We start from the raw sequence: 23911 nt of genomic DNA on the forward strand, positions 1-23911 counted from the left end.
ACCGCCGCACCACCGAAGGCCGCACCCCAGCCGAGATCACCCGCAGCCTCAAACGCTACATAGCCCGACAAATCGGGCCCACCCTCGAAGCCGCCGCTTGACAAAGACCTACACAGATCTGGCACTTAGGGCCCCGATTCTGTCTCTTTTGCCGCTTATGCGGGGGCCGAAACTGCAAGATCGCGGGGAGCGGGGGCGGGAGCGGGGAGCGGGGGCGGGAGCGGGGAGCGGGGGCGGGAGAGGGGCGGGGCAGGCGGGGGTCAGTTGCCTCGGCGGCGGAGCTTGGCGCCCCACTGGGCCACCGTCACCAGCAGCGCGCCGATGCCGAGGGCGAGTGCGCCGATCAGGCCGACGGCCGCCGTGGAGGCGCCCGTCACCGGCAGATCCTGGCTCGCGGACATGTTCACCTCCCTCACGCGTCGGTCGTGGCGGGGACGGCGAAGCGGGTGGGGGAGGCCCACACGCACCGGTCCACCGTTGGCTGGCGGATGGCCTTGACCAGGGCGTGCACCAGGATCACCCGGTACAGCAGGTCGGCCAGCACGATCGTCGGCAGGAACAGCAGCAGACGGGGGCGGCGCAGCCGCCAGGCGGCGAGCGCGACCCAGAGCCCCTGGCCGGCGAGCAGGAGCAGCAGGCCCGTGCCGAGGCCGGGCCCGGCGGTGGCGAGCAGCCACAGCGTGAGCGGCGCGCCGAGCACGTAGAGCAGCCAGTGGGCCATGAGCAGCACGTACGCGTAGTCGAAGCGGGTGTTCCGGCGGCCGACGCGGTGCCCGATGATGCCCTGGAAGGTGCCCCACAGCCAGCGCAGGTTCTGCTTGTACCAGTCCCGGCCGTTCGTCGGGTCCTGCAGCAGTGCGGTGGCTCGGGGGGCGTACACGACGCGGCCGAGGCCCCGGCGGTGCGTCTCCAGCACCCAGTACGTGTCGTCGACGATGTACGGCGGCTGCTGCGGCAGCAGCACGTCGAGCAGTTCGGTGCGGTAGATCGAGTTCGAGCCGGAGATGCAGTTCATGACGTTGAAGTGGCTCTGGATGCGGCGTACGACTGCCTGGTAGTTCCAGTAGCTGTAGGCGCGCTTGGCCAGCCACGGGTTCCACCGCCGCTCCGGCGGCCACCAGGTGACGTTGTGCCCGACGACGATCGCCACCCGCTCGGTGAGGTGCGCCAGCGCGGCGGTGACGAAGTCGGGCGCGACCAGCACGTCGTCGTCGAGGATGGCGACGGCCCGGTACGCGGTGCCGAGCCCGAACCGGACGTATCCGGCGTGCAGGGCGGCTGGCTTGCCGACGTTCTCCGTGAGTTCCAGCACCTCGGCCCCGGCCTCGGCGGCCTCCCGCGCGGTCGCGTCGGTGGAGGCGTCGGAGACCACGTATACCTGGGCGCCGGTGGCGCGGGCGGCCCGCACCGCCCCGGCGATCGTCGCCGCCCCGTTCCGGCAGGCGATCATGATGGCCACCTCGTCGGGGGCGACCGGCCGGTACCGGGGGAACTCGGGGCGTTCGCCGTGCCGGGTGACCCGCTCGGGGCGGAGGAAGCCGTAGCCGAAGGCGGCCACGATGAGGAACAGGACGATCCCACCGAGAGTAATCGTGGAGATCAAGAAAACTTCCCGCATGAGGCCCATTTCGCAGGTGAGGGGGTATGCGAAAGCCGCTCACGTTGCGGCGCTGCGGTAACGCTACGTGTTCTTCGGGCGGTCGCCAAATGCCGGCCCGGGTTCTGGCCGTTCGGCTGACCCGCCGTCGCCGGCCGGCGGAGTCGTGGCCGGTCAGGGGTGTGAAGCGCCGCGCGCCGGCCGGGCGTTGGGCCCCGCGTGACACGATGAGCGGGTGAGTGGTGCTGCCCCTGCCGGATACGCCCCGCCGACCGGCCCCGGCGGAAGCGGAGAGCCGACGCCGCCGGCCCGCCGGTCCCGTTGGCTGCTCGTGGCGACCGTGGCCTGGGCGGTGCTGCTCGGCGTACTCACCTGGGTCTCGGTCCGCGACGACGGGCCGACGGTCCGCGAGCAGCGCAGCCTGGCCCAGGCCGGGCCGGTGGTCGACCGCGCGGTGGGCGAGCTGGTCGCGGCGGCCGGCGACCGGGCGGTCGCGCTCACGCCGGCCCGCACGGAGCCCGGCTGCCGGGTGACCCCCTTGCTCGACGGCGCGACCCTGGAGCGCGGCGTGGAGATCCTCGACCCCGCCGCCGACCCCCGCGCGGTGCTCACCGAGGTCGCCGACCGGCTGCCGGCCGGCTGGGAGGCCGGGGTCCGGGTGACCGGCGACGGCCCCCGGCTGCGGGCCGATGCGGGGGAGTTCGTGCTGGTCGAGGGCCGCCCGGCCGGCGACGGCCGGCTCCGGCTGACCGTCCGCACCGGGTGCCGGCCCGTCGGCGACGGCTACCGCCCGCCGTCCGCGCAGGGCGGCCCGGAGGCGGACGCGCTCGCCGCCGCCCTGCGGGCGCTGGCCGCCCCCGCCGCGCCGGCCCCCGAGCTGCTCGCCGCGCCGTGCCCCGGCGGCGACCGCCAGGCCCGCACCGCCCGCGTCACCCTCGACCCCGCCCCGGCCGCGCCGGCCACCGCGCTCGCCCCGGCCGCCGGCCGCGCGGTCCTGTTCGACACCCCCGAGGGGTACGCCTACCGTGCCGGCGCGGTCACGGTGGCCCTGACCGGCGGCGACCTCACCGCCACCACGCCCTGCCCCTGACGCCCACCCGCCACGCCCAGCCCAGTCCTCCCGAGCCTGACGGGCTCAGCGGCGGCGCACCGGGTCGCTGGCGGTGCGGCTGCGGCCCAGCGCGTCGACCAGCCCCCACCTGCCGGGGATGTCGAGCAGCTCCACCCGGCCCATGCCCTCCGGCACCGCCGGATCGATGATCAGATGCTCGCCCTGCGGCTCCAGGCCGAGCATCACCCGCAGCAGCAGCAGCGGGGTGCCGGCCGACCAGGCCTGCGGGCTGCACGCCGTCGGATACTCCACCGGATAGTCGGTGAGGTCCCGCTCGTAGCCGGCGAACGCCTCCGGCAGCCGCCCGCCGAAGTGCCGCGACGCCGAGAAGATCCCCTCGCAGATCCGGCCGGCCTCCTCGCGGAAGCCGTACCGCCACAGGCCCCACGCGATGATCGCGTTGTCGAACGGCCACACCGTGCCGACGTGGTAGCCGATCGGGTTGTAGCGGCCCTGGTCGTCGGCGAGCGTACGCACGCCCCAGCCGGAGAACAGCCGGGGCCCGAGCAGGTGCGCGGCGACCGGGCCGGCCTTGTCGGCGTCGACGATCCCGCTCCACAGCAGGTGACCGATGTTCGACGACAGGGCGTCGACGGGCCGCCCGTCCGGGTCCAGCGCCAGCGCGTAGTACTCGCGGTCGGGCAGCCAGAAGTCCCGGTTGAACCGCTCCTTCAGCTCCGCCGCCTCCCGCTCCAGCCGCTCGGCGTACGCGGGATCGTTCCAGACCGTGCGGGCCAGCCGCGCCCCGCGCAGCTTCGCGTCGTACGCGTACCCCTGGGTCTCGCAGGTGGCCCGGGGGAAGCCCGGCAGCCGGCCGTCCGAGTAGGAGATGGCGTCCCAGGAGTCCTTCCAGCACTGGTTCGCAAGCCCCGTCTCCGGGTTGCGGGTCCGGTACCAGACGTACCCGGTGCCGAGCAGGTCGCCGTACGTGTCGATCCACTCCAGCGCGCCCCGGGCCGGGGCCTCCAGCTGCCGCACCAGGGCGGTGTCGCCGGTCCACCGCTCGTACTCGTCGAGCAGGATCACGAACAGCGGCGTCGAGTCGGCGGCGCCGTAGTACGGCGAGTGCGGCTGCTCCTCGAACCCGGCCGTCTCGCCGTACCGCAGCTCGTGCAGGATCTTGCCGGGCTCCTCGTCGCGGAAGTCGTCGATCCGGAACCCCTGCAGACCGGCCAGCATGGTGATCGTCGGCGGCACCAGGTCCGGCAGGAACGGCAGCATCTGCAGCGAGGTGAAGATGCTGTCCCGCCCGAACAGGGTCATGAACCAGGGCAGCCCGGCGGCCATCAGCCGCACCCCGAGGGCGATCGACTCGTAACGCAGGGCCGCCAGGTCGTTCAGGCTCCGCAGGTACGCCCCGGCCAGCGGCTCGCAGTCGCAGCCGAGCTTCGGCGCCCGCGCGACGATCTCCTCGTGCTCGGCCTGGATCTCGGCGACCGAGCGGGGTTCCGCGCCCAGCGGCAGGTTGGCCCGGACGTCCTCGCCCCGGGCCCCGTAGATCACCGTGGCCACGTCGAGTCGGGTCGTCCACTCGCCGTGCGGATCGACGCACACCCGGAACGTCATGCCCGCCGGGTCGACGGTCGCCGTGGCGCTGCTGCCCACCACGGTCTCCCGGTGGAAACCCTCCCGCCGGTACGTGAACCGCAGCTCGTTCTCCCCCGGGGTGGCGGTGGCCCGGCCCTTCTTGCGCCGGGCCTGCTTGATCTCGAACAGGTCGGCGAAGTCGGCCCCCATGTCGACCCGGACGACGAACTCGACCTGCCGCCCGGAGTGGTTGAGCACGGTCAGCTCCTCGGCGAAGCTGCCGCCGATGGACCGGCTGCGGATCACCGACACCTTCGCGTCGAGGTAGTGCGTCGGCGCGCCGGGCACCAGGAAGAACCGGGTGCGGTACGAGAACGCGTCGTCGGTGGAGAGCGGATGCAGCCGCTCCCCGTCGACGGTCAGCACCCAGGTCGACAGGAACCGGGTGTCGAAGGAGAACAGCCCGGTCGGGAAGTCCTGCGACGGCTCGATGTCGCCCCGCCGGTCGCTGACCAGGAAGGTGTTGCCGTCGAGGATGCTGACCTGCTCCCTCACGCGGGCTTCCTCACGCCGGCCGGCCGGTCTGCTCCCGGGCCACCGCCCGGGGATCCCGGGTGCCGGGCTGCTCCGGGAAGAACCGCCGGAACGCCAGGAAGAGCACCACGTCGCCGGTGAACGTGCTCTCGTTGCGCAGCATCGACGAGATGCCGTGCGCCCGGCCGGTGACGAGCTGGTCGAACAGGTCGGCGCTGCCGAACCAGTAGGCGTCGGCCGGCCCGGTCTCCCGGGTCACCCGGGCCGAGCCGGGGGCCATCTCGACCCGCCAGTGCTCGCTGTGGTTGCCGGTGGTGATCCGGAGCTGGAGCGTGCCGCGCACCGGGCCGCGCAGGACGGCGGGGGCGCGCGCCGGCAGCGTCGCGAAGAACCGCTCCGTCGCCTCGGTCGTCGCCCCGGTCACAGGGGAGATCGTAGGCAGGGCGGGGGACGAACCGGGTGGTTATCGACACTCAGTAGACGAGTGCCCGCGCCTCCTCGGCCATCGCCTCCTCGACGAAGACCGCCGCCCCGGCGATCCGCACGCCGGGCAGCACGTCGCCAGGGCCGATGTCCCGCCGGGCCGCGCACTGGGTGCAGGCGGTCACCCGACCCGTCGTCAGGATCACGTGCAGCAGCTCGCCCAGCGGCGCGGAGTGCGGCAGCTCGAACTGCTGCGCCCGGCCGGGCAGCGCGAACCAGGTCGACTCCCCGGTCAGCCAGAGCGACACGTCCACCCCGGCGGCGGCGGCCGTGGCGGCGACGGTGAATGCCTGGGCGCACCGCTCCGGGGCGTCGGCCCCGGCGGTCGCCTTGACGACGAGAGAGCGGGCCATGGGGCCCAGCATAGGATGACCGGGATGGTTACCGAGATCGGGTTCGTCAGCCTGCTGGTCGCCGGCCTGGGCGCGCTCGCCGGTGGCCTGGTCTACGTTGCCGTACGCATCTCGAGAGGACGTTGGTGACCTGGTGAGCGACGAGAACCCCCTCCAGCCGCCGTGGCTGAACGCGCCCCCGGTCGAGGAGTACCCGTACGAGGAGAGCCACGATCTGCGCGTCGGCCCGAAGCTGCACCCGACGCTGGACGGCCTGCTGCCGTACGTCGGGGTGTGGCGCGGCCGGGGCCGGGGCGGCTACCCGACGATCGAGGACTTCGACTTCGCCCAGGAGATCCGGATCAGCCACGACGGCCGGCCGTTCCTGCACTACGAGTCGCGGGCGTGGATCCTCGACGAGCAGAGCCGGCCGGTGCGCCCCGGCGGCCGGGAGATCGGCTGGTGGCGACCGGTGCTCGACGGTGACGGCCGGGCCACCGACGAGCTGGAGGCCCTCATGTCCGTGCCGACGGGCGTGATGGAGCTGCACATCGGCAAGCGCAAGGGCACCCAGGTCGAGTTCGTCACCGACGCCGTGGTGCGCACCGCCACGGCCAAGGAGGTCACGGCCGGCCACCGCCTCTTCGGCATCGTCGAGGGCGCCCTGCTCTACGCGCAGGACATGGCCGCCGTGGGCCACTCCCTGACCCCGCACCTGTCGGCCCGCCTGATCCGCGTCGCCGGCTGACCCGCGCCGCCGGCCCGGCCTCCCGGCCTCCGGGCCCGGCCGCCCGGCCCGGCCCGGTTCCGCCGCCCCGCGCCCTCAGCGGGGGTGGGCCAGCAGGGCCTGGGCGGCCTCGGTGAGCGCCGGGCGCGGCAGGCGGGCCCCGTCCAGGGTGTGCACCGGGGCCAGGCCGCGCAGGGACGAGGTGAACCACACCCCGTCGGCGGCGCGCAGCCCGGCCGGGGTGACCATGCGCTCCTCGGCGGTCAGGCCCAGGTCGGCGGCGTGGTCCAGCAGCCAGGCGGCGGTCACCCCGGGCAGGATGCCGGTGGCGGCGGCCGGCACCGTGCACAGGGTGCGCCCCACCAGCCAGACGACGTTCGCGGTCGGCCCCTCCAGGGCGTAGCCGTCGGTGGAGACCCACAGCACGTCGTCCACGCCGTGCCCGGCGGCCCAGCGGCGGGCGGCGGCGCTCACCGCGTACGACGTCGACTTGATCCCGACCGGGAGCCAGCCCAGGGCGGGGCGGGCGGTGGCGGCCACGCCCAGCGGCAGGGTCGCCACGGAGATCCCTTCGAGCCGGGCCCGCCGGGCGGCGGCCGGCACCCCGGCGAGAGTGGCGTGCGCCGACGGCGGCCCGCCGCCCTCCGGCCCCCGCGTGCAGACCAGCCGCAGCGCGCCCTCCGCGTCGACCGGCCAGCCCGCGCAGACCTCCTCCAGCAGCTCGACCAGCACCCCGGCCGGCGGCAGCGGCAGGTCGATCCGGGCGGCCCCCCGCGCCAGCCGGGCCAGGTGCTCGTCGCGCAGCCAGGGCCGCCCGCCGCGTACGTGCATGGTCTCGAAGAGCCCGTCGCCCTGGAACGCGCCCAGGTCGTCGCCGCGCAGCACCGGCTCGACGGCCGGCACGACGCCCCGCCCCAGCACCGCGACCCGCGCGTCCGCCCCGCTGCCCACCTCCGCCACGACCGGTGAGCCTAGTCGCGTACCCCGTGGCGGCCGACGCTTCGCGGCGGCCGAACTATGATCGGACGGTGTCCGAGTCATCCCTCGCGGAAGTGCTCCGCGCCCGTGGGCTGCGGCTGACGGCGCAGCGGCAGCTGATCCTCCAGGCGGTGCTGGATCTCGGGCACGCCACACCGGAGCAGGTGCACACCGCCGTCCGCGAGGTCGCCGCCGGGGTCAACATCACCACCATCTACCGCACGCTGGAGCTGCTGGAACGCCTCGGCCTGGTGACCCACACCCACCTGTCGCACGGCTCGCCCACCTACCACGCGGCCGGCGAGCACCAGCACGTCCACCTCGTCTGCCGGGAGTGCGGCGCGATCGACGAGATCGACCCGGGGCTGCTCGGGCCGCTGGCCGACCGGCTGGTCGCCGAGCGCGGGTTCCGGGTGGACATCGGGCACGTGGCGCTGTTCGGCGTCTGCGGCCGGTGCGGGGAGGACCCCGCGGACGAGGGCGTGCCGGGCCGGAGCGAGGACGGGGAGCAGAAATGATCGACATCGCGGGTGCGGTGACCACCGACGCCATCGACGAGGAGACCCGGGATCAGCCGGAGCCGGCGCACCGGGCGGCCGGGGTGCTGTCCGTCGCCGCCCACTACGGCGACCCGCTGCGGGAGCAGCGCGTCCTCGACACCGCCGTCGGCCTCGTCGACCGGTCGCACCGGGGCGTCGTCGCCGTGCCCGGCGAGGAGCGCATCGGCTGGCTGCACACCCTCACCACCCAGCACCTGGCCGCGCTGGCCCCCGGCGAGGGCACCGAGCTGCTGGTGCTCTCCCCGCACGGCCACGTCGAGCAGCATGCCATGGTCGCCGAGGACGGCGACACCACCTGGCTCGACACGGAGCCCGGCGCCACCGGGGGCCTGCTGACGTACCTGGAGAAGATGCGGTTCTTCAGCAAGGTCGAGCCCCGCGACGCCACCGCCGAGCACGCCCTGCTCTCGCTGGTGGGGCCGGAGGCGACCGGGGCGCTCGCCACGCTGGGCGTGACCGGGCTGGCCGCGCCCGACGCCGTCGCGGTGCCCGGCCCGAAGTTCCGCGCCGGCGAGCTGCCGCCCCGGCCCACCGTCCGGTACGCGGTCGCGCCGCTGCCCGGCGGCGGGTGGGCCCGGCGGGGGCCGCTGGGCGTGGACCTGCTGGTGCCCCGCCCCGCCATGGACCGGGTCGTCGCCGAGCTGCGCGCGGCCGGGGTGCCGCCGGTGGGGCTGTGGGCGTACGAGGCGATCCGGGTCGCCGCCCGGCGGGCCCGGGTCGGGGTGGACACCGACCACCGGACCATCCCGGCCGAGGTGGACCTGATCGCCCCGGCGGTGCACCTGGACAAGGGCTGCTACCGGGGCCAGGAGACGGTGGCCCGGGTGCACAACATGGGGCGGCCGCCGCGTCGCCTCGTACTGCTGCACCTGGACGGGGTGACCACCGACCGGCTGCCGGCCGCCGGCACGCCGGTGACCCTCGACGGCCGGGCGGTCGGCTTCGTCGGCACGGCGGTGCTCCACCACGAGCTGGGCCAGGTCGCGCTGGCGGTGCTGAAGCGCAACGTCCCCGACGACGCCCGCCTGCTCGTCGGCGACTCAGCCGCCGCCATCGAGTAAGGAAGGGCCCCCTGTTAACGCTTTTTGTATAGGAAGGGCCCCCTCCTAACACCGCAGCCGGCGCGCAGGCGGTGCGTGGGCGGCGCGCGGTGCGGTGGCCGGCTGGCGGACGGGCGCGTCCGCTGTGGGAGCGCGCGCCGTCGACCGGGCCCCGGCGGGGCGTCTAGGATCGCCGGCATGACGACAGGGACGTTGATCACGGTTGCCCCCACCGGCGCGGAGTCGGCCAAGGCGGAGGTCCCGGCGCTGCCGGTGACCCTCGACGAGCTGCTGCTGACCGCCAAGGAGTGCGAGGCGCTCGGCGCCGCCGTGATCCACGTCCACATCCGCGACGACGAGGCCCGGCCCACGCTCGACCAGGGGCGGCTGCGGGAGACCGTGGCGGCGCTGCGCGAGGGGACCGACCTGATCGTGCAGCTCTCCACCGGCGGCGCGGTGACCGACCCGGAGGCCGACCGGCTGGCCGTGCTCGACGCCGGGCCGGACATGGCGTCCTGCACCATGGGCACGCTCAACTTCGGCGACGACGTCTTCCTCAACCGCTGGGAGTTCATCGTCGACCTGCACACCCGGATGCAGGAGCGCGGCATCGTGCCCGAGTACGAGATCTTCGACCTCGGCCACCTGACCGCCCTGCAGCGGCTCCTCGGCAAGCACGGGCTGCCGCACGGCGGGCACGTGCACGTCGACTTCGTGATGGGCGTGCCGGGCGGGATGCCGGGCACCACGGCGACGCTGGCCGCCGCCCACCAGGCGCTGCGCGACCTGCCGGAGGGCACCACGTTCTCGGCCACCGGCATCGGACGCAGCACCATCCCGGTGCTGCTGGCCTCCCTGTCGGCCGGCGGGCACCTGCGGGTCGGCTTGGAGGACACGGTGACGTACGCGAAGGGCCGGCCGGTCGAGTCGAACATGCAGCTCGTGGCGCGGGCGGTGGGCTTCGCCCAGCTCGCGCAGCGCCCGCCGCTGACCACCACCGAGGCCCGCGAGCTGCTCGGCGTCGCACCCCACTAGGCCCCGGCAGGGCGGCGCGCGCCGGTAAGCCCCGGCCCGGCCGTCGCCCCTGTCGCGGCTCGGGCGACTGCGCTGGTCACCCGCGTTTCGCCGCCCGCCGGCCCCTCGGTACCGTCCATCCGTGAGCAAGACGTACTCCGGTGGCGTGCCGCTGGCCGAGGTGGTCCGTTCCGGGTTCGTGGAGGGGCTGCACCGCGGCTCGGTGGTGGTGCTCGACGCGGCCGGCGCGACGGTCGCCGCCGCCGGTGACGTGGGGTCACCGGTCTTCCCCCGCTCGGCCAGCAAGCCGATGCAGGCGGTCGGCATGCTCCGCGCCGGGCTGCCGCTGACCGACCCGGCCGACGTGGCGATCGTGTCGGCCAGTCACGCCGGGGAGGAGTTCCACGTGGCCCGGGTCGGCGCGCTGCTGGCCGGTGCCGGGCTGGACGAGTCCGACCTGGGCTGCCCGCCCGACCTGCCGATGGGCGAGCTGGCCCGGGAGGCGGTGCTGCGCGCGGGCGGCGGGCCGACCCGGGGCCGGATGAACTGCTCCGGCAAGCACACCGGCATGCTGCTCACCTGCCTGGCCGCCGGCTGGCCCCGGGCGGGCTACCGGCAGCCGGAGCACCCGTTGCAGCTCGCGCTGCGGGCGGCCGTCGAGGAGTGCACCGGGGAGCCGGTGGCGGCGGTCGGCGTCGACGGCTGCGGCGCGCCGGTGCTGGCCGTGTCGCTGACCGGGCTGGCCCGCGCGTACCTGCGGCTGGTCTCCGCCGTGCCGGGCTCGCCGGAGCGGGCCGTCGCGGACGCCATGCGGGCGCACCCGGAGCTGGTCGGCGGCACCTGGGCCGAGGACAGCCGGCTGATGCGCGGCCTGCCCGGCGCGCTCGCGAAGATCGGCGCGGAGGGGGTGATCGCCGCCGCGCTCCCCGGCGTCGGCGCGGTCGCCCTGAAGATCGACGACGGGGCGACGCGGGCCCGGATGCCGGTCCTGGTCTCCGCGCTGCGCCGGCTGGGCGTCCGGGCACCCGTGCTCGACGAGTACGCCGAGCTGCCGCTGCTCGGCGGCGGGATCCCGGTCGGGGCGGTCCGCCCGGTCTGGTGACGCGGCAGGGCCTCGGGGCCGAACCAGCGCGTCACCAGGCCCCGCTCGTCACCAGGCCCACACGGTCGGCTCGCCGAACTGGTCGGAGTTGGTGTCGAGGTTCGGCGTGGCCCCGGTCAGCAGGAGCCGGCCGGCCGCGTCGAAGACCTTCGCCCCGACCACCTGGCGAGGATCGACGCGCAGCGCGCCGGCCCCGGCGGCGAGCTGGCCGTCGGCGATCGTCCGCCCGCTCTTGTCGAGCAGCTCGACGCGCGTTGCCGTTTCCGGCCCGACGACCAGCACCCCGGCCGTCTCTCCCGGCACCGGGACGACGGTCAGGTCGGGGCGGCCGACGGCGGTCCGATAGCCGGTCGGTGCGCTCGCTTCCCGTGGCGGCTGCGGCCCTGCGTCGATCTTCAGCAACGCGGCGCAGCCGGCGTCGGTCGAGCAGGAGTTCACCAGCACGGCCTCCGGGGCGTCGGAGACCCAGTCGGGCAGCCGCCCGCCCCAGACCACCTTCGGAGCCGGTCCGGTGAGCCCCTGGCCCTCGGCCAGCTCGCGCAGGTCGCGCACGGCGACAGCGGCGAGCGCGGCGTCCACCGGGCCGCGCGCGCCGGCGGTGGAGACCGGTGCCGCCGCCTTCGTCGACAGGACCACCCCCGGCCCGCCACCCGCCGGACCGGAGTAGCGCACCACGCCCTGGCAGGTGAAGCGCCACCGCTCGGTCACCGGGCCCGCCCCGCCGACTGCGAGACCGTCGCTGCTCGCCACCTGCCAGCTGCGGGCGATCGAGCCGTCCGGCTGGAGCCGGCCGTCGCCGGAGGTCTCGACGAGGCACCCGGCCGGGGCGAGCCCGACCGTGACGTCGGCGACGTGCCCGCCGTCCGTCGGCGAGAGTCGGCTGAGGAAGGCGTACGGCTCCAGGGGCAGCGGCGCGTCCGGGGTGCCGGTCTTGCCCAACAGGTCCGGCACGGACGCCCCGACCTGCGCGATCGCGGAGCGGAGCAACGCGTGCGAGTCGCCGACGAAGGCCACCACCACGATCCGGCCGCCCGGTGCGTCGTGGGCCAGCAGCACCTTCACCTCGCCCAGTGCCGGGTCGACCAGCAACCGGGCGCGGGCCGTCCGGTACTGCCGTTGGATGTCCGCGATCAGCGCCCCGTCACCGGCGAGGTTGCCCCGGGTCGGCGAGTCCAGCAGCTGCCGCACCAGCGGCGTCTCGATCCGGCTCGCCGGCTGGTAGGTCCCGGTGGCAGGCGGCGACGATGCCACGCCGGTGACGAGCCGGCCGGCCGCACCGAAGGCCGGCAGCGCCAGCGCCGCCGCCGTCAGGCCGGCCACGCCCGCCACCGTGATCCGTCGCTGCCGGCGTCGGCGGACCCGGACCAGCAACCGCTGGTACGGGTCGGGGCCGGGCATCACCGGCTCGGCGAGCCGCGTCAACGCGTGCCTGATCTCATCGGCCATCGTGCACACCTCTTCCTCTCGTCGTGACCGGCGACGCGTCCGACGGTGGCGGCTTGTCGGACGACGGCGCCGGGGTGTCGGACGACGGCTCCCGGGCAGGTGACGAGGGCGACCCGGCTGGCGAGGCCGGCAGTACCGCGCGCAGCCGGGCGAGCCCACGGGACGCCTGGCTCTTCACCGTGCCGACCGAGCAACGGAGCGCCTCGGCGATCTGCGCCTCGGGGAGGTCCTCCCAGTAGCGCAGCACCAGCACGGCCCGCATCCGGGGCGGGAGGCCGAGCAGCGCGGTGAGCACCTCGTCGCGCAGCACGACGTCGTCCGCGACGTCCGGGCCCCGGCTCTGGCCGGCGTGCAACCGCCAGGCGCCGGTCACCCCGGCCAGGAACTCCCGGGAACCGAACCGGTGCCACAGGCTGACCCGTTCGTTGACCATGATCCGGCGAACGTAGGCGACGGGGTTGTCGACGTGCCGCCAGCGGCGCATCACCCGTATCAGCGCGCTCTGCACCAGGTCCTCGGCCGCGTGCCGCGAACCGGTCAGCAGGTACGCGGTCCGCAGCAGATCCGCGTACCGGATCTCGACGAACTCGCGGAAGCTGTCCTCCGTCACCTGCGATCTCCAGTCCTGCCCGGCGTCACCGTCGAGAGGAAGACCCGGGGCGGGCAGGAAAGGTTGACCGGGGTCGGGACCGATCTACCGCAGGAAGTCCAGCAGCGCGTCGTTGACGGCGTCCGGGCGTTCCAGGGGGAGCAGGTGCCCGGCGTCCGGTACGTCCGGCAGCCGCACCGCGCCCGGCACCTCGGCGGCGATCCGGTCGGCCAGTCTGCCGATGTCCGGCACGTCGGCGGCCCCGGCGGCCACCAGCACCGGTACGCGCAGCTCGCCGAGCCGCTCGATCGCGGGCGGGTCGAGTTCGTCCACCTCGACGGCGCTCAGCGCCAGCTCGGCCGCGAGGGCCCGGCGGTCCATCTCCTCGGCGAACCGGATCAGCTCCGGGTCGACGTCTTCGGGGCGGCGGCCCGGGCCGACCACCCAGAACCGCACCTCGCCGGCCGCCGTGGCCGCGTAGTCCTCGGGGTCGGTTTCGCCCACCAGGTCGTCCCAGAGGTCGTTGGCCTCGTCGGACCACTCGCTGCCGCTGACGGCCGTGCCGAACAGGGCGAGTGCGCCGACCCGATCCGGGTATGCGAGAGCGGTGTCGATCGCCACGGCCCCGCCGAAGGAGCACCCGACGAGGGCGGCTCGGGGCAGTTCCAGGGCGTCCAGGAGGCCGACCACGTCGTCGTGGTGGGCGAACGGGTCGGTGGGCAGTTCGGAGTCGCCGTAGCCGCGCAGGTCGACGGCGATCACGCGGTGCCGGGCGGCCAGGGCTTGCACCTGTCCGCGCCACATGCGCCGGTCGGCGATGCCGGCGTGCAGCAGGAGCACGGGCGTTCCGTCACCCGTGTCGTCGTACGCGAGATTCGCGCCGTTGATCTCGATCTTCGTCACCCCGGGGAAGGTACGGACCGGACGCACGGCGCGCAACAGATTCAAGCCGGGCGGCGCTGACCGGGGGCGGCGGGCCGGGTTGATCGACTTCATGTCGGGGACGTGGGGGTATCCCGTCCCGTTGATACCCCCATCCGGCCGGCATCCCGTCCCGCGACGACCGCGTGCCCGGCCCGGCGTGAGACCTTGCTAACTCGGGTTAGCGTTTTGCTTGCAGCAGCTAGCAGGGCCGGTTAGCGTGGGGTCATGGCCACTCCCAAGGACCTACCTGACGTCGGCGGGTTCATCCGTGACCTGCGGCGCAACGCCAAGATCTCGCTGCGGCAGCTCGCCGAGCAGGCGGGCGTCAGCAACCCGTACCTCAGCCAGATCGAGCGCGGCCTGCGCAAGCCCAGCGCCGAGGTGCTCCAGCAGCTCGCCAGCGCGCTGCGGGTCTCCACCCCGGCGATGTACCTGCGGGCCGGCCTGCTCGACGACAAGGAGGGGCAGGGCGTGCTCGCCGCCATCGTGGTCGACCCCGATCTCACGATGGCGCAGAAGCAGTCCCTGACCCAGATCTACGAGACGTTCCGGCGGGAGAACAGCCGGCTCGCCGAGGCGGAGGCCGCCGCCGAGGCGGCCGAGGCCACCGCCGAAGCCGCCCAGGCGGGCTCGGGTGCCGGCCCGGCCGCCACGGCCGCCGCTCCGTCCGCGCCGGCCGCCGCCCCGGAGGCCCCGGGCACGGCCACGCCGGCCGCGACCGGGCCCACCACGCCGGAGGGCACCCCGACCGAGGCGGTCCTGGAGTCGGTCGCCGTCACCGAGGCCGGCCCGGCACCCGCCCCGCCCAGCAGCACGCCCGCGAGGAAGGCCGCCGAGAGGGCGACCGCCGTCGAGACCGAGCAGACCGCCGCCGCGGTCGAGGAGGAGAAGTCATGACCCAGCCGAAGACCCACCGCATCCCGGCCCCGCTCTACGCCGCCGCCGGCGCCGGCGACCTGGCCCTGGAGCAGCTGCGCAAGCTGCCCACGGTGGTCACCGACCTGAGTGGCAAGGTCGCCGCCGACCTCGGCGGCAAGGCCGTCGTGACCGGCTTCGAGCTGCGCCAGAAGGCCACCGAGACCCTGCGTACGGCCAACCAGACCGCCGCCGAGCTGCGTGGCCGGTCCGTCCCGGCCGAGCTGAACCGGCTGCGCGAGGCCGCCGACGTCAACCGGCTGCGGGAGGTCGCCGACCTGAACCGGCTGCGCGAGGCCGCGGACGTCAACCGCCTGCGCGAGCTGACCGACCTCGACCGGCTGCGCGGGCTGGCCGCCCGCAACGCGGCCGTCGTCGTCGCCGGCGCGCAGGCCGCCCAGGAGCGGGCCCTCGCCGCGTACGCCGAGCTGGTCGCCCGTGGCGAGCGGGTGGTCGGTGCCGGCGTGCTGGAGGCCGCCGACACGGTCAACGCCGACATCGCGGCGACCGAGGCCGAGCTGAACCCGGCCCCGGCCGCGCCCGCCCCGGCGGCGAAGGCCGACGTCCCGACCCCGGCCGACGTGGCCGAGGTCGTCGAGGCCAAGCCGGCCGCCGCCCGGACCCCGCGCACCCGCGCGACCAAGGCGACCACGGCCAAGGCCACCGCGAAGACCGCTGCCAAGGGCGGCCCCAAGGCCAAGGCCGCCGACAGCCCGGCCCCGGAGGCCGCCGACACCCCGTCGGCCAAGCTGCCCAAGGCCACCCGGCGGACCCGCCCGGCCGCCGAGTAGCGCAGCGACCCCGTTCGGCCCCCGCCGCCGCCCCGCGGCAGCAGCCGCCCGGCGGCTTGCCGGAGCGAGACGCCGCACGACCCCGGAGACGTCCTGGCGGACGGATCCGGGGTCGTCGGCATAAGCTTGCCGGCATGGCCATCGCCGCGCCGATCTTCGCTTTCCAGGTCCAGTATTGGATCACCATGCTGCTGCTGGTGTTCGCCCTCGTCATCGAGGGGGTGGCGCTCGTGCACGCGATCACCCAGCGCGGCGAGGGCTTCGCCGCGATCGGCACCCTGCCCAAGGGCGGGTGGATCGCCATCCTCGCGGTGTGCCTGGTGCTCACGCTGCTGACCAACAACGTGCTGAACATCTTCGGCCTGATCGGCATCGCCGCCGCCCTGATCTATCTGCTGGACGTCCGGGTGGGGCTGCGTGACCTGCACGACGGCCGGGGATCCTCCTGGTGAGAGGGTTCCGCTGGCCACCGCCGCCGGACGGCGGGCCACGGACCTGGGGCCCCGGCCCGGGCGCCCCGCGTACGGGCCGGCCGGCCCTGCCCGAGCCGGAGACGGAGCTGGTCGCCACCCCGCACGGGGTGCGCCTCGAACAGCTCGTCACCGGCGTCGGCGACCCGGTCACCGTGTTCGCGCACGGGCTGGGCAACGGCATCGCCACCACCCGGCCCTTCGGCAGCGGCGTTGCCGGCCGCAAGGTCTTCTTCCAGTTCCGGGGGCACGGCCGTTCCGAGGCACCGCCCGGGCCGTGGAGCTATCTCGACCTCGCCCGGGACCTGCGGGCCGTCGCCGACCTCGGCAACGCCACCCGCGCGTTCGGCGCGAGCCTCGGTGCGGGCGCGCTGTGCCGGCTGCTCGCCGAGAGCCCGGAGCGCTTCGACCGGCTGGTCTTCTTCCTCCCGGCGGCGCTCGACCGGCCCCGCACCCCGGCCGCCCGGAGCCGGATCACCGACCTGATCGAGGCGGTGGAGAGCGGCGACGCCTCCGCCGTCGCCGACGTCGTCTCGGCCGAGCTGCCGCCCGCCGTGCGCAACACGCCCGCCGGGTGGGCATACCTTCGGCAGCGGCTCGACCACCTGCTGCGCGACGGCCTCGCGGCGGGCCTCGCCGACCTGCCCGACCAGGCCCCGCTCGGCGACCGGGCGCAGCTTGCCGCGGTGGCCGCCCCGGCCCTGGTGCTCGCCTGCGCGGGCGACGACCTGCACCCGGTCGAGGTCGCCGAGCAGCTCGCGGCCGCCCTGCCCCGGGCCACCCTCCACGTGTACGACCGCCCGGGCGTGCTCTGGTCGGAGCGCGCCGACCTGCGGGAGCGGATCTCGGGGTTCCTCAACGGGTGACGCCGGCCGCCGCAGGCGTCACCCGGGGCACGCCCCGGCCGGCGGCAGGTGGGCGGCGCGCACGTCGAGCAGCCAACGCTCCACCGTGGCCTCGTCGGGCCGCTGCGGCAGCGGCGTACGCGTCGTGTCGAAGTCGCGTTCCGCCTCGGCGAGCAGGTCCCGCGCCTCCGCCAGTTGCCCGCCGGCCACCCGCTCCCCGAACGCCCGGAACCGCTCCGGGTCGGCCAGGCGGATCTCCAGCACGCCGGTGGCGTAGAGCAGTCGGCCCTGGTGCACCAGCCGGGCCAGGTGCCGGGCGTGCTTCGCGGTCCGCCGCCGCGTGTCGGCCGAGAACGTCCCGTCGCCCCGGGACGCGAGCTTGCGCAACTGCTGCGCGGCGTACCCGAGGTAGGCGTCGCGGACCCGGGGCGCGCTGAGGAACGCCGACCGGATGCCGATCAGCCGGTCGCCGAGCGCGGTGCGCGTCTCGTAGCAGTCGTCGGGCAGCCACATCAGCTCGGTGGCGGTCGGGTTGCCGCCCAGCGCCAGCCGGGCGTACTTGCCGGCCTCGTGCAGGGTGACGTCCGGCTCGGTGGTGACCACCGACTCGCGGGGCGGGTGCAGGCCGTGGAAGGCGACGGTCGGCGCGGCGAACACCCCGATCCGGTCGACGTCGGAGCCGGGCCGGGCCAGCCCGTACGCCACCGAGCCGACGATCCCGGAGAGCAGCAGGTGCATGCGCCGAGCATGACGCAGGACACCCGTTCGCGAAACCGGACTTCGGCTGTCAGGTATTGCTGTCAGGGTCGACGCATGACGACAAAACCCCTGACCGGGACGGTCGCGCTGGTTGCCGGGGCGACACGGGGCGCCGGCCGGCAGATCGCGATCCAGCTGGGCGCGGCCGGGGCGACGGTGTACGCCACCGGCCGCAGCAGCCGCACCGCCGGCCGCTCCGAACTGGACCGGCCGGAGACCATCGAGGAGACCGCCGAGCTGGTCACCGCCGCCGGCGGCACCGGCATCGCCGCCCGGGTCGACCACCTCGTGCCCGAGCAGGTGCGCGACCTGGTGGCCCGCATCGACGCCGAGCAGGGCCGGCTCGACGTGCTGGTCAACGACGTGTGGGGCGCCGACCCCCTGATCACCTGGGAGAAGCCCGTCTGGGAACAGCCCCTCGACGCCGGCTTCCGCACCCTGCGGCTCGCGGTCGACACCCACATCATCACCAGCCACTTCGCCCTGCCGCTGCTGATCCGCCGCCCCGGCGGGCTGGTGGTGGAGATCGGCGACGGGACCCGGGAGTACAACGACGCCCACTACCGGCTGTCGGTCTTCTACGACCTCGCCAAGACCTGCGTTAACCGGCTCGCCTTCACCCAGGCGCACGAGCTTGAGCCGCACGGCGGCACCGCCGTCGCGCTCTCGCCCGGCTGGATCCGCTCCGAGTTCATGCTGGAGCACTTCGGGGTCACCGAGGCCAACTGGCGCGACGGGGCGGCGAAGGACCCGCACTTCCTCATCTCGGAGACCCCGGCGTTCGTCGGGCGGGCCGTCGCCGCGCTGGCCGCCGACCCCGACCGGGCCCGCTGGAACGGCAGGTCGACCTCCGCCGGCGAACTGAGCCGCGTGTACGGCTTCACCGACCTCGACGGCAGCCAACCGGACGGCTTCCGCTACATCACCGAGGTCGTGCACGGCGGCAAGCAGGCTGACGCGGCCGACTACCGCTGACTGTCGCCCGTCCGCTCGTGGCCCTCCCGTCCGCCGCCCGGCCCGCCGTACAACTCGGCGAGCCGGGCGGCGGTAGCGGCCACCCGCCCCCGCAGCTCCGGCGGATCCAGCACCTCCACCTCCGGCCCGAGCCGCAGCACCAGGTCGTACGCCACGTCGACGGACTCGATCGGCAGCCAGGTGACCACCCAGCCGTCGCCGTCGGGCGCACCGGCGGCGGCCGTCGCCTCCGCGTACCCGAAGGGGGTCTCCGGGGCGCTGCGGAGCGCGCGCAGGCCGGCGGGGCTCAGCCGGACGCGGACCCGGGTCCGCTGCATGCTCCGCAGGAACGCCTCGGCCTGCTCGCCCCAGTAGCCGCCGAGGTCGAAGCCCTCGTCGCGGTCGAACGCCTCCCCGCCCGGGGTCACGTCGACCACCCGGTCGACCCGGTACGTGCGCGTGCCGTCGCCGACGCGGGCGACCAGATACCAGGTCCCGCTCTTGAGCACGAGCCCGTACGGCTCGACCCGCCGGACGACCTCGCCGTCGCCGCGCCGGTAGCGCAGCTCGACGACCCGGTCGGCCCACACCGCACGGGCCAGCTCTGCCAGCCGGGGCGGCGGCGACGCGTCGCGGAACCAGCCCGGCACGTCCAGGTGGAACCGCTGCCCGGCGCGGGCGGGCGCGTCGCGCAGCGTCGGCGGCAGCGCGGCCAGCACCTTCAGCTCGGCCGAGGCGACCGCGTCGGCCAGCCCCATGTCGCCCGCCGGCCCGGGCAGCCCGGCCAGGAACAGCGCCTCCGCCTCGTCCCGGGTGAGCCCGGTCAGCCGGGTCCGGTAGCCGCCCAGCAGGCGGTAGCCGCCGGCCCGGCCCCGGTCGGCGTAGACGGGCACCCCGGCGGCCGACAGCGCCAGCACGTCCCGGTAGACCGTCCGCTCGGAGACCTCCAGCTCGCGGGCCAGCTCGGCCGCCGTCATCGCCTCCCGCGACTGGAGCAGCAGCACCAACGAGATCAACCGCGAGGCCCGCACCCACCCATTGTGTAAGGAAGGGCCCCCTGTTAACGCCTGCGGTATAGAAGGGAACCCTTCTCACCTCGCCCCGCGTTGCTTGGCGGGCCGGGCGGGACGGGCGCCGATAGGCTCAGCGGTCGTGAACGTACCCAGCAGCATCACCGCGCCGGTGACCGGTGCCGTCGGCCGATTCTTCTCCGGGGTCGGGCTGCTCCTGCGCGGCATCGGCCTGTACGTCCGCAGTCCCGGCCTGATGCTGCTCGGCATCGTGCCGGCGCTGATCTCCGGAACCCTCTTCGTGGCCGCCTTCGCCACCCTCGTCTACTTCGTGGACGACCTGGCCGCGCTGGTCACCCCGTTCGCCGACGACTGGTCCGGCACCGCCCGCAGCCTCGTCCGGGTCGTCGCCGGCCTGGCCTTCCTCGGCGTCGGCGGGCTGCTCGCGGTGCTCACCTTCACCGCCGTGACCCTGGCCATCGGCGACCCGTTCTACGAGAAGATCTCCGAGCGGGTCGAGGAGCGTTACGGCGGCACGCCCGGCGCGGTGGAGGCGCCGTTCTGGGCGTCGCTGCGCCGCAGTGTCGTCGACTCGCTGCGGCTGGTCGCGATCTCCGTACTCGTCGGCATTCCGCTCTTCGCGGCCGGCTTCATCCCGGTGGTCGGCCAGACCGTCGTGCCGGTGATCGGGGCGGCCGTGGGCGGCTGGTTCCTCGCGCTGGAGCTGGCGGGGACCCCGTTCTACCGGCGCGGCATGCGGCTGCCCGACCGCCGGACGCTGCTGAAGGCCGACCGGCCGACGACGCTGGGCTTCGGGGTGGCCGTCTTCGTGTGCTTCCTGATCCCGCTCGGCGCGGTGCTGGTCATGCCGGCGGCGGTGGCCGGCGCGACCCTGCTCACCCGTCGTGCGATGGGCCAGTCCATCGAGCCGCCGGGCCGCCCGGTGCAGGAGCGGTGACGGGGAGGTCGACCATCAGCCCAGCTCGCGGAGGCAGGACCACTGGCTGGTCACCGGCCGGTAGCCCAGCCCCTGGTTGATCGCCAGCATCGGAGCGTTCGCCGCGTCGTTCGAGGTGTACGCGACGCGTACCCCCGAGGTGGCGGCCCGGCGCAGCGCACTCGTCTTCACCAGCCGGGCCAGCCCGCGCCCCCGGTGCCCCGGCACGGTGCCGGTGTAGTCCGACCACATCCGGTCGCCGTCCCGCTTGACCAGGCTGAACGCGACCACCCCCTCGTCGGCTGCCTCCTCGCCGGCCCCCTTCCCGTCGGCCACGGCCACCGTGCTGGCCTGCCGGTCCAGCCCGAGGTTGTCCCAGATCTCGTACCGGAAGCTCTGGTAGCTCATCGCGTCCACCGGCACGTCGCCCGGCTCGTCGACGGCCGCCGCGCGGACCGCCGGGTACAGCTCATCGGGCCCGACGTCGGCCAACGGCAGCAGGCGTACGCCAGGTGCGGCGGGTGGCGGCGGCGGGACGGACCGCAGCTCCAGCGCCGAGTAGCGCAGCTCCCGGCCCGGGGTGAAGCCGTGCCGGCGGGCGAAGGGCAGCGCCTCGTCCAGCGCCCAGGCACGCACCCGGCGGATCCCGAGCGGGGCGAGATGGTCGAGTGCGGCGGTCAGCAGCGCGGAGCCGAGGCCCCGCCCCCGGTGGTCTGGGTGGACGTGCAGCAGCGAGACGCAGCCGAACCCGTCCGTGGACGTCCGGCCCTCGCGGTAGGCCGACACCCAGCCGACCACGGCGCGGTCGACCTCGGCCACGAAAGCCGTCCAGTGCTCGCCGGGCGAGGGCTCGGCGATCATTTTCCGGGTCGAGGCCACACCCCGCACGACGTACGGGTGGACAAGCGCCCGTAGGGCCACCACGTCGGAGGCGTCGTCCGGTCGGGCGACGCGCACCGGCGCCGGGGGATCGCTCATCCGCGTGACGCTAGCCCGCCCCCGACCCCGCCGCCACGCGATAACCGCCCCGCCACGCGCTCACGCGCCCGCCGGAGTGGTGAGAAGGGAACCCCTCTCTACCGTATGCGTTAACAAGGGGCCCCTCCTTGCACCTATCCTGAAGCGGACGAAAGGTGCAATAGGGGGTGCCTCGCGTGCGGGTCGGCCGGTTCAGGTCCGCGGTCTCTGCGACCACGGCCTGCCTGCTGGTGCTCGGGGCCGCGGGCCTGCCCCGGCGCGAGGTCCGGACCGACCCGTCGACCGCCCGGCCGTCCGCGCTGCCGGTGCCGCCCGCGCCCCTGCCCGGTCCACGCACGACGATCCGGCTGGACCCGGCCGACGCGCCGGTCCGGGCGGCCGGGCGCGGGCCGGCGTGCGCCGCGGGCCTGGGCGGCGGGCCCTATCCGGACGAGGACGTGTGGGTGTTCGGCCTGGCGGCCGGCGGGGTCGGGGCCCGGTTCGTCGCGGTCACGCCCGAGTTCGTCGCCCCGAACCGGGAACGCGTCGCCCTCACCGTGCCCACCGAGGGCGGCGCGCTGACCGTGGACGACGCCGGGGCCAGCGCGGCCTGGCTGCGCCTGCCCGCCGGCTGGACCCTGACGGGCGGCTCGGCGGCGATCGCCGGGGACGCCGGCTCCTTCGCGCTCACGGCGGTCTGCCCGGCGTCCGAGGCACCGTCGTCCTGAGCGGCCCGCCCGGCGGAGCGCACCGTCAGCGGCCGGGCTCCCGGACGGCGGCGACCGCCTCCACCTCGACGAGCTGGTCGTTGTAGCCGAGCACGGTCACCCCGAGCAGGGTGCTGGGCGGCTCGTGGTCGCCGAACGCGTCCCGGACCACCTCCCACGCGGCCACCAGGTCGGCCTGTTGGGTCGACGCCACGTACACCGTGGTCTTGACGACGTCGGCGAGCCGCGCCCCGGCGGCGGCGAGCGCGACCTCCAGGTTGGCCATCACCTGCCGGGCCTGCGCCGCCGGGTCGCCCGGCGCGACCGTACGCCCGTCGGCGTCCAGCGGGCAGGCGCCGGCGGCGAACACCAGCCGGGCCGGCGGGTCGACGGTCGCCGCGTACGCGTACTCGGCGACGTCGGAGAGTTCGGACACGCGCACCAGCGCCACGGGATCGCTCATCCGCGTGACGCTAGCCCGCCCCCGACCCGGCCGCCACGCGATAACCGCCCCGCCACGCGCTCACGCGCCCGCCGGAGGTGGTGAGAAGGGAACCCCTCTCTACCGTATGCGTTAACAAGGGGCCCCTCCTTACGCCGAGGCGCGCAGGACCAGCTCGGTGGGCAGCACGAGGGCCGGCTCGACGTCCTCGCCGGCCGCCATCCGCAGGAGCTGGCGGGTCGCCTCCCGGCCCAGGTCGAGTATCGGCTGCCGCACGGTGGTCAGCGGCGGGTCCGTGTACGCGGCCGTCTCGATGTCGTCGAACCCGATCACGGCCACGTCGGCGGGCACCCGCCGCCCCGCCTCGCGCAGCGTCCGCATGGCGGCGTGCGCCATCAGGTCGGACGCGGCGAAGACGGCGTCCAGATCGGGGTGGGCGTCGAGGAGCTGCCGCATCGCCGCCGCCCCCGACTCCCGGGTGAAGTCCCCGTACGCCACCCGCTCGGGCAGCCCCGCCTCGGCGATCGCCGCCCGGTAGCCGGCGAGGCGTTCCACCCCGGCGAACATGTCCTGCGGACCGGCGATGGTGGCGATGCGCCGCCGCCCCGAGCCGAGCAGGTGCCGCACGGCCCGGGTCACCCCGCCGACGTGGTCGACGTCGACGTACGGCACGCCGACGTCGCCGAGGAACCGCCCGCTGCACACCACCGGGATGCCGAGCCGGGCCAGCCGGGCCGGCAGCGGGTCGGCCCCGTGCAGCGAGGCGAAGACGACGCCGTCGACGTGCCGCCCGGTGGTGTACCGCTCCACCCGGGCGTGCCCGGCCGGCGAGCCGGCGAGCATCAGCACGAGCTGCTTGTCGGCGGCCTCCAGCTCCTGCGCGACGCCCCGGATGATGCTCGGGAACACCTGGTCGTCGGAGAAGACCCGGGTGGCCTCCTCGGGCAGCACGAGGGCGATGGAGTCGGTCCGCTGGGTGACCAGGCTGCGGGCGGCCAGGTTCGGCACGTACCCCAGCTCGGCCACGGCCTGGCGGACCGCCTCCCGGATCGGCTCGGCGACGGTGGTGGAGCCGTTCACCACCCGCGACACGGTCGCCCGGGAGACGCCGGCCCGCCGGGCCACCGCCTCCAGGGTCGGCCGCTGGGCCGTCGTCATCG

General features: G+C 75.2%; 28 protein-coding genes. 14 read left to right on the forward strand and 14 right to left on the reverse strand.

Annotated elements, in window-relative coordinates; genetic code table 11:
• Nucleotides 1–260: 260 nt before the first annotated feature.
• Nucleotides 261–401: a hypothetical protein gene (locus LPA42_RS25710; protein ID WP_176734426.1), complete on the reverse strand. Its 141-nt coding sequence runs from the start codon at nt 399–401 to the stop codon at nt 261–263.
• 11 nt (nt 402–412) lie between these two features.
• A complete protein-coding gene (locus LPA42_RS25715) occupies nt 413–1603 on the reverse strand; it encodes a glycosyltransferase family 2 protein (protein WP_228986918.1) in 1191 nt (396 codons plus the stop codon).
• 229 nt (nt 1604–1832) lie between these two features.
• On the opposite strand from LPA42_RS25715, the gene LPA42_RS25720 reads away from it, so the two are divergent.
• Entirely contained in the window at nt 1833–2687 is an 855-nt protein-coding gene (locus LPA42_RS25720; RefSeq protein ID WP_077938155.1) for a hypothetical protein, read from the forward strand.
• 45 nt (nt 2688–2732) lie between these two features.
• Here LPA42_RS25720 and LPA42_RS25725 read toward each other — a convergent pair whose 3' ends face one another.
• Genes LPA42_RS25725 through LPA42_RS25735 form a run of 3 tightly spaced genes read right to left on the reverse strand, consistent with a single transcriptional unit; the run spans nt 2733 to nt 5617 of the window.
• Nucleotides 2733–4790: a glycogen debranching N-terminal domain-containing protein gene (locus LPA42_RS25725; protein ID WP_096761665.1), complete on the reverse strand. Its 2058-nt coding sequence runs from the start codon at nt 4788–4790 to the stop codon at nt 2733–2735.
• Nucleotides 4791–4800: 10 nt separating this feature from the next.
• Entirely contained in the window at nt 4801–5193 is a 393-nt protein-coding gene (locus LPA42_RS25730; RefSeq protein WP_077938156.1) for a hypothetical protein, read from the reverse strand.
• 49 nt (nt 5194–5242) lie between these two features.
• Entirely contained in the window at nt 5243–5617 is a 375-nt protein-coding gene (locus tag LPA42_RS25735; RefSeq protein ID WP_043965234.1) for a DsrE family protein, read from the reverse strand.
• A 12-nt stretch (nt 5618–5629) separates the two neighbouring features.
• Between LPA42_RS25735 and mtfM the strand changes: the two genes are divergently transcribed.
• Together mtfM and LPA42_RS25740 are read left to right on the forward strand one after the other, a co-directional pair.
• Entirely contained in the window at nt 5630–5734 is a 105-nt protein-coding gene (gene mtfM, locus LPA42_RS34245) for a small membrane protein MtfM (protein WP_043966460.1), read from the forward strand.
• Nucleotides 5735–5738: 4 nt separating this feature from the next.
• Entirely contained in the window at nt 5739–6332 is a 594-nt protein-coding gene (locus tag LPA42_RS25740) for an FABP family protein (RefSeq protein WP_077938157.1), read from the forward strand.
• A gap of 75 nt (nt 6333–6407) precedes the next feature.
• Here the strand turns inward: LPA42_RS25740 and LPA42_RS25745 are convergent, their stop codons facing one another.
• On the reverse strand, nt 6408–7271 hold the full coding sequence (locus LPA42_RS25745; RefSeq protein WP_228986919.1) for an aminotransferase class IV: 864 nt from the start codon (nt 7269–7271) through the stop codon (nt 6408–6410).
• Nucleotides 7272–7339: 68 nt separating this feature from the next.
• On the opposite strand from LPA42_RS25745, the gene LPA42_RS25750 reads away from it, so the two are divergent.
• The 4 genes from LPA42_RS25750 (at nt 7340) to LPA42_RS25765 (ending at nt 11005) form a co-directional block, all read left to right on the forward strand.
• Nucleotides 7340–7807, forward strand: a complete 468-nt coding sequence (locus LPA42_RS25750; RefSeq protein ID WP_043965237.1) for a Fur family transcriptional regulator — start codon at nt 7340–7342, stop codon at nt 7805–7807.
• Nucleotides 7804–8910 (forward strand): folate-binding protein YgfZ, encoded by a 1107-nt coding sequence (locus tag LPA42_RS25755; protein WP_077938159.1) that lies wholly within the window; start codon nt 7804–7806, stop codon nt 8908–8910. The genes LPA42_RS25750 and LPA42_RS25755 overlap by 4 nt, the downstream gene beginning before the upstream one ends.
• A 177-nt stretch (nt 8911–9087) precedes the next feature.
• Complete coding sequence (locus tag LPA42_RS25760) at nt 9088–9924, forward strand: 3-keto-5-aminohexanoate cleavage protein (protein WP_077938160.1); 837 nt, start codon at nt 9088–9090, stop codon at nt 9922–9924.
• Nucleotides 9925–10045: 121 nt separating this feature from the next.
• The gene (locus LPA42_RS25765; protein WP_096761666.1) at nt 10046–11005 is read left to right on the forward strand and encodes an asparaginase; all 960 of its coding nucleotides are present in this window, start codon (nt 10046–10048) and stop codon (nt 11003–11005) included.
• 48 nt (nt 11006–11053) lie between these two features.
• Here the strand turns inward: LPA42_RS25765 and LPA42_RS25770 are convergent, their stop codons facing one another.
• The 3 genes from LPA42_RS25770 to LPA42_RS25780 form a co-directional block, all read right to left on the reverse strand.
• On the reverse strand, nt 11054–12451 hold the full coding sequence (locus LPA42_RS25770) for a hypothetical protein (RefSeq protein WP_077938162.1): 1398 nt from the start codon (nt 12449–12451) through the stop codon (nt 11054–11056).
• The gene (locus LPA42_RS25775; protein WP_077938163.1) at nt 12441–13061 is read right to left on the reverse strand and encodes a SigE family RNA polymerase sigma factor; all 621 of its coding nucleotides are present in this window, start codon (nt 13059–13061) and stop codon (nt 12441–12443) included. Before LPA42_RS25775 ends, LPA42_RS25770 begins: the two co-directional genes overlap by 11 nt.
• Nucleotides 13062–13145: 84 nt before the next feature.
• Nucleotides 13146–13943, reverse strand: a complete 798-nt coding sequence (locus LPA42_RS25780) for an alpha/beta fold hydrolase (protein ID WP_228986920.1) — start codon at nt 13941–13943, stop codon at nt 13146–13148.
• Nucleotides 13944–14189: 246 nt separating this feature from the next.
• Here LPA42_RS25780 and LPA42_RS25785 point away from each other — a divergent pair, with 246 nt between their 5' ends.
• From LPA42_RS25785 to LPA42_RS25800, 4 genes are all read left to right on the forward strand, one after another.
• Nucleotides 14190–14861 (forward strand): helix-turn-helix domain-containing protein, encoded by a 672-nt coding sequence (locus tag LPA42_RS25785; protein WP_077938166.1) that lies wholly within the window; start codon nt 14190–14192, stop codon nt 14859–14861.
• Complete coding sequence (locus LPA42_RS25790; RefSeq protein WP_077938167.1) at nt 14858–15670, forward strand: hypothetical protein; 813 nt, start codon at nt 14858–14860, stop codon at nt 15668–15670. The genes LPA42_RS25785 and LPA42_RS25790 overlap by 4 nt, the downstream gene beginning before the upstream one ends.
• Nucleotides 15671–15804: 134 nt before the next feature.
• Complete coding sequence (locus tag LPA42_RS25795; protein ID WP_043965247.1) at nt 15805–16122, forward strand: DUF2516 family protein; 318 nt, start codon at nt 15805–15807, stop codon at nt 16120–16122.
• Nucleotides 16119–17006 (forward strand): alpha/beta fold hydrolase, encoded by an 888-nt coding sequence (locus tag LPA42_RS25800; RefSeq protein WP_077938168.1) that lies wholly within the window; start codon nt 16119–16121, stop codon nt 17004–17006. Before LPA42_RS25795 ends, LPA42_RS25800 begins: the two co-directional genes overlap by 4 nt.
• A gap of 18 nt (nt 17007–17024) precedes the next feature.
• Here the strand turns inward: LPA42_RS25800 and LPA42_RS25805 are convergent, their stop codons facing one another.
• A complete protein-coding gene (locus LPA42_RS25805; protein ID WP_077938169.1) occupies nt 17025–17723 on the reverse strand; it encodes a nucleotidyltransferase domain-containing protein in 699 nt (232 codons plus the stop codon).
• Nucleotides 17724–17798: 75 nt separating this feature from the next.
• Here LPA42_RS25805 and LPA42_RS25810 point away from each other — a divergent pair, with 75 nt between their 5' ends.
• The gene (locus tag LPA42_RS25810) at nt 17799–18719 is read left to right on the forward strand and encodes an SDR family oxidoreductase (protein ID WP_077938170.1); all 921 of its coding nucleotides are present in this window, start codon (nt 17799–17801) and stop codon (nt 18717–18719) included.
• Here the strand turns inward: LPA42_RS25810 and LPA42_RS25815 are convergent.
• Nucleotides 18710–19729 (reverse strand): YafY family protein, encoded by a 1020-nt coding sequence (locus LPA42_RS25815; RefSeq protein ID WP_077938171.1) that lies wholly within the window; start codon nt 19727–19729, stop codon nt 18710–18712. The two genes, LPA42_RS25810 and LPA42_RS25815, sit on opposite strands and share 10 nt — an antisense overlap.
• Before the next feature lie 121 nt (nt 19730–19850).
• On the opposite strand from LPA42_RS25815, the gene LPA42_RS25820 reads away from it, so the two are divergent.
• Nucleotides 19851–20666, forward strand: coding sequence for an EI24 domain-containing protein (locus LPA42_RS25820; protein ID WP_077938172.1), 816 nt, complete (start codon nt 19851–19853; stop codon nt 20664–20666).
• A 15-nt stretch (nt 20667–20681) separates the two neighbouring features.
• Here the strand turns inward: LPA42_RS25820 and LPA42_RS25825 are convergent, their stop codons facing one another.
• Nucleotides 20682–21623, reverse strand: a complete 942-nt coding sequence (locus LPA42_RS25825; protein WP_077938173.1) for a GNAT family N-acetyltransferase — start codon at nt 21621–21623, stop codon at nt 20682–20684.
• Between the two features lie 167 nt (nt 21624–21790).
• On the opposite strand from LPA42_RS25825, the gene LPA42_RS25830 reads away from it, so the two are divergent.
• On the forward strand, nt 21791–22330 hold the full coding sequence (locus LPA42_RS25830) for a hypothetical protein (RefSeq protein WP_144082681.1): 540 nt from the start codon (nt 21791–21793) through the stop codon (nt 22328–22330).
• Nucleotides 22331–22355: 25 nt separating this feature from the next.
• Here the strand turns inward: LPA42_RS25830 and LPA42_RS25835 are convergent, their stop codons facing one another.
• Both LPA42_RS25835 and LPA42_RS25840 read right to left on the reverse strand, forming a co-directional pair.
• Entirely contained in the window at nt 22356–22772 is a 417-nt protein-coding gene (locus LPA42_RS25835) for a RidA family protein (RefSeq protein ID WP_077938175.1), read from the reverse strand.
• 129 nt (nt 22773–22901) lie between these two features.
• Nucleotides 22902–23909 (reverse strand): LacI family DNA-binding transcriptional regulator, encoded by a 1008-nt coding sequence (locus tag LPA42_RS25840; RefSeq protein ID WP_077938176.1) that lies wholly within the window; start codon nt 23907–23909, stop codon nt 22902–22904.
• Nucleotides 23910–23911: the final 2 nt, after the last annotated feature.

This window comes from Micromonospora sp. DH13 (assembly GCF_020873825.1).
Classification (GTDB): Bacteria; Actinomycetota; Actinomycetes; order Mycobacteriales; family Micromonosporaceae; genus Micromonospora; species Micromonospora haikouensis.

What these genes read in the sequence shown, in the direction of transcription:
- LPA42_RS25710 (WP_176734426.1), bottom strand. Translation starts at nt 401, where the DNA reads ATGTCCGCGAGCCAGGATCTGCCGGTGACGGGCGCCTCCACGGCGGCC.
- LPA42_RS25735 (WP_043965234.1), bottom strand. Translation starts at nt 5,617, where the DNA reads ATGCTGGGCCCCATGGCCCGCTCTCTCGTCGTCAAGGCGACCGCCGGG.
- mtfM (WP_043966460.1), top strand. Translation starts at nt 5,630, where the DNA reads ATGGTTACCGAGATCGGGTTCGTCAGCCTGCTGGTCGCCGGCCTGGGC.
- LPA42_RS25755 (WP_077938159.1), top strand. Translation starts at nt 7,804, where the DNA reads ATGATCGACATCGCGGGTGCGGTGACCACCGACGCCATCGACGAGGAG.
- LPA42_RS25760 (WP_077938160.1), top strand. Translation starts at nt 9,088, where the DNA reads ATGACGACAGGGACGTTGATCACGGTTGCCCCCACCGGCGCGGAGTCG.
- LPA42_RS25770 (WP_077938162.1), bottom strand. Translation starts at nt 12,451, where the DNA reads ATGGCCGATGAGATCAGGCACGCGTTGACGCGGCTCGCCGAGCCGGTG.
- LPA42_RS25785 (WP_077938166.1), top strand. Translation starts at nt 14,190, where the DNA reads ATGGCCACTCCCAAGGACCTACCTGACGTCGGCGGGTTCATCCGTGAC.
- LPA42_RS25790 (WP_077938167.1), top strand. Translation starts at nt 14,858, where the DNA reads ATGACCCAGCCGAAGACCCACCGCATCCCGGCCCCGCTCTACGCCGCC.
- LPA42_RS25795 (WP_043965247.1), top strand. Translation starts at nt 15,805, where the DNA reads ATGGCCATCGCCGCGCCGATCTTCGCTTTCCAGGTCCAGTATTGGATC.
- LPA42_RS25805 (WP_077938169.1), bottom strand. Translation starts at nt 17,723, where the DNA reads ATGCACCTGCTGCTCTCCGGGATCGTCGGCTCGGTGGCGTACGGGCTG.
- LPA42_RS25810 (WP_077938170.1), top strand. Translation starts at nt 17,799, where the DNA reads ATGACGACAAAACCCCTGACCGGGACGGTCGCGCTGGTTGCCGGGGCG.
- LPA42_RS25825 (WP_077938173.1), bottom strand. Translation starts at nt 21,623, where the DNA reads ATGAGCGATCCCCCGGCGCCGGTGCGCGTCGCCCGACCGGACGACGCC.
- LPA42_RS25835 (WP_077938175.1), bottom strand. Translation starts at nt 22,772, where the DNA reads ATGAGCGATCCCGTGGCGCTGGTGCGCGTGTCCGAACTCTCCGACGTC.
- LPA42_RS25840 (WP_077938176.1), bottom strand. Translation starts at nt 23,909, where the DNA reads ATGACGACGGCCCAGCGGCCGACCCTGGAGGCGGTGGCCCGGCGGGCC.